This is a genomic window from Leclercia adecarboxylata (genome assembly GCF_006171285.1).
Classification (GTDB): domain Bacteria; phylum Pseudomonadota; class Gammaproteobacteria; order Enterobacterales; family Enterobacteriaceae; genus Enterobacter; species Enterobacter barmai.
In genome coordinates this window covers 4,049,852-4,062,186 of sequence record NZ_CP040889.1, presented here as the reverse complement: position 1 = coordinate 4,062,186, position 12,335 = coordinate 4,049,852, and the positions used below count along the sequence as shown (strand labels likewise).

Genomic DNA, 12,335 nt, shown 5'->3' with positions numbered 1-12,335 from the left:
GGATGCATCGACAGTTTAGTGGGTTTTATCATGACGGCGGAAGGTCATCTGCTCTTTTCTCTCGCCTGCGCAGTGTTTGCCAAAAATGCGGAGCTTACACCGGTGCTGGCGCAGGGTGACTGGTGGCATATCGTGCCATCGGCGGTTTTGACCTGCCTGTTGCCGGATATCGATCATCCCAAGTCGCTGCTCGGGCAGCGGCTGAAGTGGATCTCCAAACCCATTGCCCGCGCCTGCGGGCATCGCGGCTTTACCCACAGCCTGCTGGCGGTGTTCGCTGCCCTGACCCTTTTCTACTTAAAAGTGCCGGACAGCTGGCTGATCCCGGCGGACGCTATCCAGGGAATGGTATTGGGCTATCTGAGCCATATTCTGGCCGACATGCTTACCCCGGCGGGCGTTCCCCTGCTGTGGCCCTGCCGCTGGCGTTTTCGCCTGCCGATCCTCCGCCCACAAAAAGGTAACCAGCTGGAGCGCGCCCTGTGCATGGCGCTGTTCGCCTGGGCGGTGTGGATGCCGCAGACGCTACCGGAAAACGGTGCCGTGCGCTGGTCCTCGCACATGATCAATTCCCTGCAATTTCAGTTCAACCGCTTTATCCATCATCAGATTGAGCGCTAATTCGACAAATTTAGCGCGTTTGGAATAAACCATTCCATTTGGATATAAGCGACGGGATCACACTTCTGCTAACCTTGCGCCAATAAGGTCGGACTGATACCGATCTGATATTAAATCAGGAGAACGGGGATGAATTTTCCATTAATCGCGAACATCGTGGTGTTCGTCGGCTTACTGCTGTTGCTGGCGCAGGCGCGTCATAAACAGTGGAGCCTGGCCAAAAAAGTGCTGGTCGGTCTGGTGATGGGCGTGGTCTTTGGCTTGGCGCTGCAGGCCATTTACGGTTCCAGCAACCCGGTGCTGAAAGAGTCTATCCAGTGGTTTAACGTGGTCGGCAACGGCTATGTGCAGCTGCTGCAGATGATCGTCATGCCGCTGGTCTTCGCCTCTATTCTGAGCGCGGTGGCCCGTCTGCATAACGCCTCACAGCTGGGTAAAATCAGCTTCCTGACCATCGGTACGCTGCTGTTTACCACGCTTATCGCGGCGCTGGTCGGCGTGCTGGTGACCAACCTGTTTGGCCTGACGGCAGAAGGCCTGGTGCAGGGCACCGCGGAAACCGCGCGTCTGACCGCCATCGAGACCAACTATGCGGGTAAAGTGGCGGATCTCACCGTTCCGCAGATGCTGCTCTCCTTTATCCCGAAAAACCCGTTTGCGGATCTGACCGGCGCGAACCCGACGTCCATCATCAGCGTGGTGATCTTCGCCGCCTTCCTCGGCGTGGCTGCACTGAAGCTGCTGAAAGATGACGCCCCGAAAGGCCAGCGCGTGCTGACCGCCATCGACACCCTGCAGAGCTGGGTGATGAAGCTGGTGCGTCTGGTGATGCAGCTGACCCCGTACGGCGTCCTGGCGCTGATGACCAAAGTGGTTGCCGGCTCTAACCTGCAGGACATCATCAAGCTGGGCAGCTTCGTGGTTGCTTCTTACCTCGGTCTGGGCATCATGTTTGTGGTCCACGCCATTCTGCTGACTGTGAACGGCGTAAGCCCGCTGAAATACTTCCGCAAAGTGTGGCCGGTGCTGACCTTCGCCTTTACCAGCCGCTCCAGCGCAGCCTCCATTCCGCTGAACGTGGAAGCGCAGACCCGTCGTCTGGGCGTGCCGGAATCCATCGCCAGCTTCTCCGCCTCCTTCGGCGCGACCATTGGTTAGAACGGTTGTGCCGGTCTCTACCCGGCCATGCTGGCGGTAATGGTTGCCCCAACGGTAGGCATTAACCCGCTGGATCCGGTGTGGATTGCGACTCTGGTCGGGATTGTGACCGTGAGCTCTGCCGGTGTAGCCGGTGTGGGCGGCGGCGCAACCTTCGCGGCGCTGATTGTCCTGCCTGCGCTGGGTCTGCCGGTAACGCTGGTGGCGCTGCTGATCTCCGTTGAACCGCTGATCGACATGGGCCGTACCGCGCTGAACGTCAGCGGCTCCATGACCGCCGGGACGCTGACCAGCCAGTGGCTGAAGCAGACCGACAAAGCCGTTCTGGAAAGCGAAGACGACGCGGAACTCGCGCACCGTTAATCGCTCCCGGAACCAAAAAAGCCCATCAGTTTCCTGATGGGCTTTTTTTATGCCTGCGGCATTTACCAGGTGTATTTCACCCCGAGACCACCCTCAATGCTGCGGTAGTCACTGCCGCCCTGCTGGGTGCCGACGTTTGCCCACATGCTCCACTGGTTATTGAATTTCGCTTCCACGCCACCTTTCACTTCGTAGCGGTGTTTCGGCGTATCAGATTCCAGACGGGTGCTGTCCATTTTTACGCTGTCGGTATAGCCGTTATAGAGCCAGTTGGCTTCGATGAACGGTTGCCACTGGCGACCCTCGCGGTCGGAAGAGTAGCCGTACACCCTCACCCCAAGGCGGTTGCTGAACCCGCCATCGTTCATTTTGACTTTAGTACCGTTGTTTTCTTTCACGTCATCCGCATCGTAATGGGTGTAGATCACCTGCTCCTGCGGCTGAATGAAGAAGCTCATCAGCTCCGTGTTATAGACGTTAAAGGCCCAGCCGCCTTCAACTGACACGGCCTGGGTGGTGCTGTCGTATTTCTGTTCCGGCAGCCCCTGCCCGTTCACTTTGTTGTTGTACCAGCCATACTGCGTCCAGGTATCGATGTACGGCCCGGTGCCCTGCGGCCGCCCGTCGGCAAACCAGGTGCCGTACAGCCCTACGCTGTAACCGTCCACTTCGCTGCGCGCCACCGTGTCCTGGCCATCGCTCTGGTTACGGGTTCTCGCCGAGCCGTAGCCCGCCATAACCCCCACCTGCCAGCGGTTCTGCACCTGCAGGTTGCTGGCGAGATCGAACCCGAGCTGCAGGCCGTTGCTCCAGGTGTCCTGACCAATCTGGCCCGCGCTGCGGCTGTCGGTACGGCTGCCGAAGGTGCGGATCCACGCCGACGGGGCGTCAACCTGCTGTCCGTTCCCGGTGACAAACAGGCTTTCCCCCAGACGATCGTGCAGGCTGTGGGTAAACATATCCATCGCCGCACTCTGGTTACCCAGATACGCCCCCGCTTCCGGACGAATCGGCACTACCGGCTGCTCAACGGGCACCCGCAGATACCAGTCGCCGTCGTTGCTGGTCGGTGTGCCTTTTAACAGCTGATAGTCATAGGCACCGGCCACCACGCGGTTGGCGAGGGTGAAGTCGCCGTTCGACGCGCCGTTTACCTCAATCACCTGGATGCCGTTGACGGTCGGGGCCCCGCTTCCGCCTTTGTTGTTGACGATAACATCGGTATGACCGCTGGTATCGCCCTGCACAATCAGCTTGTCGGTTTGCGAATCATCGCCGCCGAGCACCGTATTGAGCACCAGCGTACTCTGGGCGGCGTAGTTCCCGGTCACCGTCAGGGTGTTGCCGACGGTATTGCCCGCCAGATTGACGACGTTGAAGTTGTTCAGGTTGCCCTGAATCGTCAGATTGCCTGCACCACCGGTCAGCGACGTAATGGCATCACCCGCGGAGACAGTACCCCGGCTGGTGACATCGCCCACAATGGTACCGTAACCGCCAAGCGTTGCCCCCTCATCCACAGTGACCGCACCGCCGCCGGAGAGCGCCGCCGCGCTGTTATCCAGCGCCAGGGTACCGGCTTCGACGTGCGTTCCGCCGGTATGGGCATAATCGCTGCCAAGCGTGACCATCCCGGTGCCCGCTTTGGTTAACAGACCGCTGCCGCTCATGGCATTCGCGAACGCCCAGGTATCACTCGCGTCCAGCACCAGTTCGCCATCGTTGGTGATAGCGGCGCTGCCGAGGTTCGACGGCTGCTGCACCGTCAGACGGTTGGCGGCGTCAATATCGACGGTGCCGTTAAACCCGGCATTATTCCCGGTGAGCGACACATCGCTGCCGTTGGCCAGGTTCATCGTGCCCGCACCCTGCACCGCATTGGCGAAGGATCCGCTTACCGTATCCAGCACCAGCGTGCCGTCAAGGGCGACATCACCGCTGCCAAGCGCGCCGCCGTCTTTCAGCCGCGCCGTGGCACCGCTGGCAATATCTACCGCCGCGCTAAGGTCGTCGTTGGCATTGCTGATAGTCAGTTCACCGCCGGTCAGGTTCAGATTGCCGCCGCCGGTCAAGGCCCCGTCGCTCTGCCCGCCGTTGGTGATGGTCAGCGCGCCACCATCCAGCGCCAGGGTACTGCCCGCCGCACCGTTCAACGCCCCGATGGTCTGGCTAAAGCCGTTGAGATCCGTTGTGGCGTCAGCCGCGATATTCAGGGCGCGGGTTTGTCCGAGGGTGTTATTTCCCCCGAGCTGAACAGTGCCGCTGGTGACGGTGGTTTGCCCCTGATAATCGTTGGCGGTATTGGCAAGCGTAAGGGTGTCATCGTTGGCCCGGAACTCGAAATCACCCACCCCGGTCAGTTTCGCACCGAGGGTGTTGTCCGTCGCGCCCGTAGTGTCAATCACCGCCGTCGACTGGCTGTTCAGCACCTTCAGCATATAGCCCGCGTAGAGTCCCGGGCCGCCAGGGGCATTCGCCCCCGCAGTCATGACGGCGGTATATCCATAGGTGGCCAGCACATCGTCGTGACCAAAGCCGTCGGAGACCTGATCGACTTCATCCGCCGGGGCGGCCCCGTCCAGCAGCAGGGTAAGTTGCGTCCCTTCCGAGCTGACGGTAGTCGCTTTCACCACCTGAATGCCGTTATCCACCTCGTTATCCTGATCGAGGAAGTTATCGTCCGGTTTTGTTGATGGAGGCAACTCGCCGGCCCGCAGATTCACCACGCCCACCTCAGACGTGCTGGTGGCCGGATCGACGTTCAGGTTATTGACCGTCAGAATATCGGCCGTCGATGGCGTCTTCATCGCCACATCCAGCAGCCCGCCATTAAAGGTCAGGTTGCCGATAGTCTGGTCGCTGGTCAGAGTGGCCGTGGCATCAGCCCCCAGGAAGAGCGTTGCAGCGGATAAGGCGCTGGTATTGTCGCCTTCCAGCGCCAGCGTGCCACGAGCCAGCGCCAGAGTACCGCTAAACGCGTTGCCCGCCGTGGCCGCGAAATTAAAGGCGTCGCTGACGCTGCCCATGGTCGCGGCGAGCAGGCCGCTGCCGGTCAAGGCATTAACAAAGGTAAACCCGCCGCTGGCCGGACTGACGTTCAGGATGCCGTCTAACTGCACCGGCGAAGCACCGAGATTCTCCTGGGTGGTGATGGTCGCCCCGCCGCTGGAGGTGATATCCCAGCTACCGCTAAAGCCGCTGTTGTCCCCGGCAAGAGTGGTTTGATTAGCACTGACGCGGTTGATCCCCGAGCCGGTGACGTTGGTGGTGAGAGTATTCCCGGCGCCGATCACATCCAGCACGCCGTTATTGGCGACCGCATTGCTAAAAATGCCATCAGCGAACGAGAGCGCCAGCGTCGCGCCGCTGTTTACCGTGGCGGCGCTGGTGCCGAGGGCGGCAACATTCGCCGCGTTCAGCGTACCCGCGCTTACCGTTGTCGCCCCGCTGTAGCTGTTCGCGCCGGTGAGGGTGGTCTGGCTGCCGCTTACCTGTTCAACGGTCCCCGTACCGCTAATTTCTCCGCCGTAGCTCCAGTCGCCGCGGTTGAACTGCAGCGCGCCGTTGTTAACGATATTTCCGGCGACGCTGCCGTCGGCAGTGCCATCCCCGATGCTGACCGTCCCGGCGTTGATCACCACCGGCCCGGTGACGGCAACGTCATTGTTGATAAACAGCGTCCCGGCCCCGTCCTGATGCAGTTCCCCGCTGCCCTCCACCGCACCCGGCAGGATAACGTTATCGCTGCGATTAAAGGTCAGAATGCCGTTGTCAACGATCGGCCCGGCCACGCTGCCTGTGGTTCCGCCTGCCCCCACCTGCATCGTTGCCCCGGTGTTGATGTTGGTTAATCCAGTGTAGGTATTGGCCCCCGTCATGATCAGCGTGCCGCCGGAGAGGGTCAGGTTGCCGAGCGCGCCGCTGGCGACCCCGCCAAAGGTCCCACCGTTGCTGATGGTCAGGTTACCGCCGTCAATCGCCAGCCCGCCGTCGCCCGCCAGGGCGCCGATGGTCTGGGTCATCCCGTTGATGTTGGTGTTAGCCCCGCTGTTGATGGTGAGCAGGCTGGTGTTGCCCAGCGCCTGATTGCTGCCCAGACGCAGCGTTCCGCCGGATACGGTAGTCATCCCGGTGTAGTTGTTGCCGCTGTTGCTGAGCGTAACGGTCTGCGCGCCTGCCGCGCTGGCGTTCACGTCCAGGTTTCCGCTGCCGGTCACCTGTGCCGAGAGGGTGGCCGCCGCGCCGACGGTGCCCGCATCCGCCGCCAGGTGCAGGGTCTGGGCGTTGATCAGATCCAGCGTGGTTAAGCCGTACTGGATATAGAGGCCGTCGTTATTGGTTCCGGTGCTCAGGGCATAGTTGTAGGTGGCATTCGCCACGGCGGTGCCCCCTTCAGTTACCGCAAACTGCTGCGGATCGCTGATGGCGTTACCGTCGTGATCGGTCAGGGTCAGGTTGCCTGCCGTTCCGGTTACCGTGCCGGAGGCGGAGACCAGCTGAGAGAGGATCGCCTGGTCATCCTCTTCCATCAGGTTCTGCCCCGACGGTGCCGGGTTAGGCACGCCGGATGTGGGCGCTTCGGTGCGGATCTGGCCGCTGGTCAGGGTTAAATTGCCCACCGCAACCGAGCCATCAGGCTGCCCGGGCGGTACCTGGCCGTTGAAGACCAGCGCCCCGCCGTTCATGGTCAGATTACCGATGGTCTGGGTTCCCGTGCCGACGGTCGCCAGGCTGTTAGCGTCGAGCTGCAGCGTGGCGCCGGTCAGGGCGGTGGTGTTGTCTCCGGACAGATCGAACAGGCTTTGCCCGAGCTGGAGCGTGCCGGTATAGGCGCTGCCGACGGCGTTATCAAACGCAAAGTTGCTGCCGCTGGCAAGCGCGACGTTCATCAGGCCGTTGCCGGTCAGGGTGTTGGTAAAGGTGTAATCGCCGGTCGGTGGCGCAATATTCAGCGTGCCGTTCAGCTGCACTGCGGCATCGGCCAGATTTTGCGAGGCCGCCACGTTCGCCGACGCGCCGCTAGTAATGTCCCAGGTGCCGGTAAAGAGGGTGTTATCCCCGCCGAGGGTCGTATTTTGCGCGCTGATGCGGTTAATCCCGGCCCCGGAGATGGCGCTGTTGAGGGTATTTCCCGCTCCCGTCACGTCCAGCAGCCCGGCATTAGCAATGGCGTTGGCAAAGGTGCCGTTAGTGAACGAGAGCAGCAGCGCCGCGCCGCTGTTGACGGTCGCCGCCCCGGTTCCCAGCGCGCTGGCGTTTGTCGCGTTTAGCGTGCCCGCTTCAACGGTGGTTCCGCCGGTGTAGGCATTGGTTCCGCCGATCAGGGTTGTTCCGCTGCCCCGCTGCTCCACGTTGCCATCACCGCCAAGGGTGTTCGCCACCGTCAGGAGATTACTGCGATTGAATGCCAGGGTTGCGCCGGTGTCGATTGTCACCGCGCTCCCGGCGGCAAGCCCGCCGCTGGTGCCGCCGTCGCCCAACTGCAACGTACCCTGCTGCACGGTGGTCGCGCCGGTATAGCTGTTGTCTCCCGTCAGGGTGGTGGTGCCGGTTGCGGAGCTGTTCTGGGTCAGGGTGCCGGAGCCGCTTATCGCGCCCGCCAGCGTCACGTCGTCAGAACGGTTAACCACCATGGCCGCGTTGTTGACCACGTCGCCCACAATCGAGCCGCTGGTGCCGCCCGCCCCCAGCTGCAATGTGCCGCCGCTCAGCGTGGTGCCGCCGGTCCAGGTATTGTCGCCGGTGAGGATCCAGGTGCCGGTCCCCGCAGAGGTAACCGGCCCGGAACCGCCGATCACACCCGCGTAAGTGACGTCTCCGGCGGTGTTCTCCGTCAGGGCATTCGCCCCCAGCGTGACGTTACCCGCGCCAGTGAGGTTATTCACGCTCTGGTCAAAACCGTTCAGATCAAATGCCGTTCCCGCGTTCAGCGTGAGCTGGCTACTGTCATCAATGATGTTAGCTGCGCCCGCACGCAGTATGCCGCCCGTAACCGTGGTGGCCCCGGTATAAGCATTGCTGGCATTGGTGAGGGTGATGGCGTCGGTGGCATTAATCGCCAGATCTCCGCTGCCGATGATGGCCGCTTTCATGTCCGCCGCCCCGGCAGGGGTGGTGGTATCGCCGGAGAGGGTCAGGGTCTGGCCCGCCTGCACATCAAGCTGGTTGAGGGTAAACCCGACGCCCAGCCCGTTGGTATTGTTCAGGCTGTAACCGTAGGTGCCGATGGCGACCGTGGCCCCGTTCTGATCGATATTCACCTGCGAGCTGCTGAGCGCGTTGCCCAGCAGATCCGTCAGGGTCAGATTCGCCGCAGAACCGCTGGTGTTGGCGGCGGTAATCAGCTGCTCGCCAGCGCCTTCATCCTCGATCAGCAGATTGCCGCCGCTGGCTGCCACCTGGGTGGGATCGATCTGCACCGTCCCGGCGGTCAATGTTAGCGCACCGGTGTTTACCACGCCGGTGGGCATATTGGCGAAGCTCATCGTGCCGCCGTTCAGCGTCAGGTTGCCGATATTCTGCGTCCCCGCGCCGACGGTAGTGGTGTTGCCGCTATCCAGCTGCAGGGTGGCGTTGGTCAAGGTGCTGGTGTTATCGCCCGAGAGGGCAAAATTGCTCTGCCCGAGCCGGAGTGTCCCGGTATAGGCGCTGCCAACGGTGTTATCAAAGTTAAAGGCACTGCCGCTGGTCAGCGTGGCGGTCATCAGCCCGGCCCCGGTCAGGGTATTGGTGAAGGTGTAAGGCCCGCTTGCGATATTCAGGGTGCCATCAAGCTGAACCGCAGCAGTATCACCCAGGTTCTGCGCAGCCGTGATGTTTGCGGCGGCACCCGTGAGAATATTCCAGTTGCCGGTAAATCCGCTGTTATCGCCTCCCAGCACCGTCCCGGCCGCGCTGATGCGGTTCTCTCCTGCCCCGGTAATGGCGCCGTTGAGGGTGTTATTCGCGCCGGTCACGTTAACAAGCCCGGCGTTGGCGATAGCGTTGGTCAGGGTCCCGCCGGTAAAGGTGAGATTGGCCGTTGCGCCGCTGCTGACCGTTGCGGTACCCGTCCCCATGGCGGTGGCATTGGCCACGTTCAGCGTCCCCGCGTTTACCGCGGTGCCACCGGCATAGCTGTTCGCCCCGCTCAGGGTCGTTGCCCCGGTGCCGTTCTGAGTAACCGTACCCGAACCACTGATGGTGTCATAAAGCGTGAGGGCATCGGAGCGATTGACGATCAGAGCGCCGTTGTTGGTGATGTTCCCGGTTAACGCCCCGCTGGTTCCGCCCGCGCCCAGCTGCAAAACCCCTGTATCTATGGTTGTACCACCGGTCCAGTTATTGTTACCCGTCAGGATCCAGGTTCCCGCCCCCGCTGCGGTGACCGCCCCGCTGCCGGTAATGGTCCCGGCGTAGGCAACGCTGCCGGTGGTATTTTCCGTCAGGGCATTGGCCCCCAGCGTGACGTTACCCGCCCCGGTCAGATTATTCACGCTCTGATCGAAACCATTCAAATCGAAGGCTGTGCCGCTGTTTAAATTCAGCTGGCTGCTGTCGTCAATCACATTGACGGCACCAGCGCGAAGTACGCCACTGTTTACCGTCGTGGTGCCGGTAAAGGTGTTGCCTGCATTGGTCAGGGTAATCGCATCGGTGGCGTTGATCGCCAGATTGCCCGCCCCGGTTATTAGCGCCTTCATATCCGCCGCACCGGCCGGGGTGGTGGTATCCCCGGAGAGGGTCAGGGTTTGCGCCGCCTGTAGATCGAGCTGGCTCAGAGAGTAGCCGACGCCCAGCCCGTTAGTGTCGTTGAGGCCGAAATTGCCATAGGTGGCAATCGCAACGGTGTTACCGCCCTGGGTAACGTTCGCCTGAGAGGTTGAGGAAGAGTCAATCGCATTTCCCGAGAGATCCTGCAGTGTCAGATTGGCCGACGAGCCGGTATTGCCGGTGGAGGTGATTAACTGGGTGCCCGAGCCATCGTCAACCAGCAGTAAATTGCTGGCGTTGTTAGCGGCGATGACAGTCGGATCAACGCGCACCGTCCCGGAGGTCTTATCCAGCTGTCCGGTATTAATCACCCCTGTCGGCAGGTTATTGAAGCTGAGAATACCGCCGTTAAGGGTCAGGTTGCCGATAGCCTGGGTGCCGCTGCCCACCGTCGTGATGCTGCCGGTATCCAGCTGCAACCGGGCGTTGGTTAATGCCAGGGTGTTGTTACCGGCGAGGTTGAAAGTGCCCGGCCCCATCGCCAGCACCCCGGTAAACAGCGTTCCGACGCTACTGGCGAAATCAAAGGGAGTGCCCCCTACAAGCGAAACGGTTAACGTACCCGCCCCGGAAAGGGCGTTCGCCAGGGTGAAGCCGCCCGCTGTCGGCGCAATGTTCAGAATGCCGTTTAACTGCACGGCCCCGGTGCCGAGGTTATTACTGGCTGTGATATCCATCGAACCGCTATTAAGGATATTCCACAGGCCGGAAAACCCGCTGTTATCTGCCGCGATGACGGTATCAGTCGCGCTGATGCGGTTCTCACCCGCCCCGGTAATCACGCTGTTGAGCGTGTTCCCCGCGCCGGTGACGTTCAGCAGCCCGCCGTTGGCAATGGCGTTGGCAAAGGTGCCAGCACCGAAGGAGAGCACCAGCGTCCCGCCGCTGTTGATTGCAACATCGCCCGTGCCCAGGGCTCCGGCATTGCCTGCATTCAGAGTGCCGCCATCAACAGTCGACCCGCCCGTATAGGTGTTCGCGCTGCTGAGAATGGTTTCGCCGCTTCCCGCCTGGTTAACCAGCCCGTCTCCACTTATCACGCCAGCAAAGGTGGAACTGTCCGTGCGGGAGAAACGCAGCGTGCCGTTATCAATGATATTGCCCGTGACGCTGCCGCTGGCGGAATTATTCCCCAACTGGAATATGGCGTCCGGGTTAATAGTTGTACCGCCCCCTGTTCCGCTGTGGGTCAGGGCGCCATTCAGAATCAAGGTACCACTTTGAATCAGCAGTGAATCTGCCGTGGTGCCGGATGTACTGTAGGTTGTACCGTTCAACAGCCAGGCAAGACCTGGATCCGCCGCGCTGGTAATACTTGCCAGACCCGTGACGTTCCCCCCCAGTGCACCTTGCCCGTTTAACGTTAATGTATTTCCGCTGCCGCTTGAGGTGATATTTCCCCCGATTTCGGTGCCGGTATTAAAAATGACAGTATTATTGTTACCGCCCAGCGAGATTGCCGTGCCGCCGGTACCAGTGATCGCGCCGCTATTGGTGAGCGTATTGCCAGCCGATCCTATGTAAATACCGGCATTGCCGCTGATGGTTCCCGCATTGGTAATATCAACCGTACCAGAACTGCCAATATCAATCCCATTATTAGAAGTACTGGTTGAATTGATAACCCCGCCAGCCTGGTTATTAATGACGGCATTTCCACTATCACGTACCCAAATTCCGTTATGAAGCACATTAATATTACCGGCATTGGTCAGGGTCCCAGAACCGCTATCAACAATAATGCCGTATCCTCCGCCAATCGACGACGATGCATCACCATTATAGACGGTTGTGCCGGAGCTTAAATAGACCGAAGTGCCGCCACCGGTACCGCTTACCGATCCGCTGCTATTTATTGTGCCGCCGTTAGTGAGAAATATCCCGTCACTGCTGCTGGCCACGGACCCGGTGCTTAGTATGTTGATCGTTCCGCCTTGATTGAGCTTAATACCTGCAGCGTTGCCGCCGGATCCGCCCCCGGTAGTGGTGACATCTCCGCCGAGATTAAGCACGGTTCCCCCCGTCAACGATCCCAGGTTCAGACCAAAACCTGCTCCGTTAACCGTTGCGCCATCATCAACGGTCACCTGCCAGTCCTGCGTGACATCGCCGGTAATAGCACTACCCGATGTGACGGTAATTGCATTAGGCGAAGGCATCACAAAGGGTTCAGTTCCGGATAGGGTATAAGTCGTGCTTTGACTGGGAATAATAGTGTCGGCGTACACGGGCAGGGATGCCAGGACCAATACAGGGATCGCGTTTCGGATCGCGACAGTGAGACGAGAAAGAGTAAATCCCGTCATCATTGAGGTGTGGGTTTTATTCATTTTTCTGTCCAGATAGTATTAGAAAAAGACGCAACACTAAAAGGATAGAATTAAACGCATGAAATATTACATTATATTTCCCAATGTAAATCAAAAAGTTAAATCACGCGC

Annotated in this window: 2 protein-coding genes and 1 pseudogene; 2 read left to right on the top strand and 1 reads right to left on the bottom strand. The window is 60.4% G+C overall.

What is annotated here, in order from left to right; all coding sequences use genetic code 11:
• Positions 1-30 precede the first annotated feature (30 nt).
• Entirely contained in the window at positions 31-621 is a 591-nt protein-coding gene (locus FHN83_RS21090; RefSeq protein WP_039029065.1) for a metal-dependent hydrolase, read from the top strand.
• A 129-nt stretch (positions 622-750) separates the two neighbouring features.
• A pseudogene (locus FHN83_RS21085) lies at positions 751-2,142 on the top strand (L-cystine transporter).
• Positions 2,143-2,204: 62 nt separating this feature from the next.
• Here the strand turns inward: FHN83_RS21085 and FHN83_RS21080 are convergent.
• Positions 2,205-12,053 (bottom strand): autotransporter outer membrane beta-barrel domain-containing protein, encoded by a 9,849-nt coding sequence (locus FHN83_RS21080; RefSeq protein ID WP_176556509.1) that lies wholly within the window; start codon positions 12,051-12,053, stop codon positions 2,205-2,207.
• Positions 12,054-12,335: the final 282 nt, after the last annotated feature.

Coding starts and splice junctions, on each gene's coding strand:
- FHN83_RS21090 (WP_039029065.1), top strand. CDS start 31: ATGACGGCGGAAGGTCATCTGCTCTTTTCTCTCGCCTGCGCAGTGTTT.
- FHN83_RS21080 (WP_176556509.1), bottom strand. CDS start 12,053: ATGCCTTCGCCTAATGCAATTACCGTCACATCGGGTAGTGCTATTACC.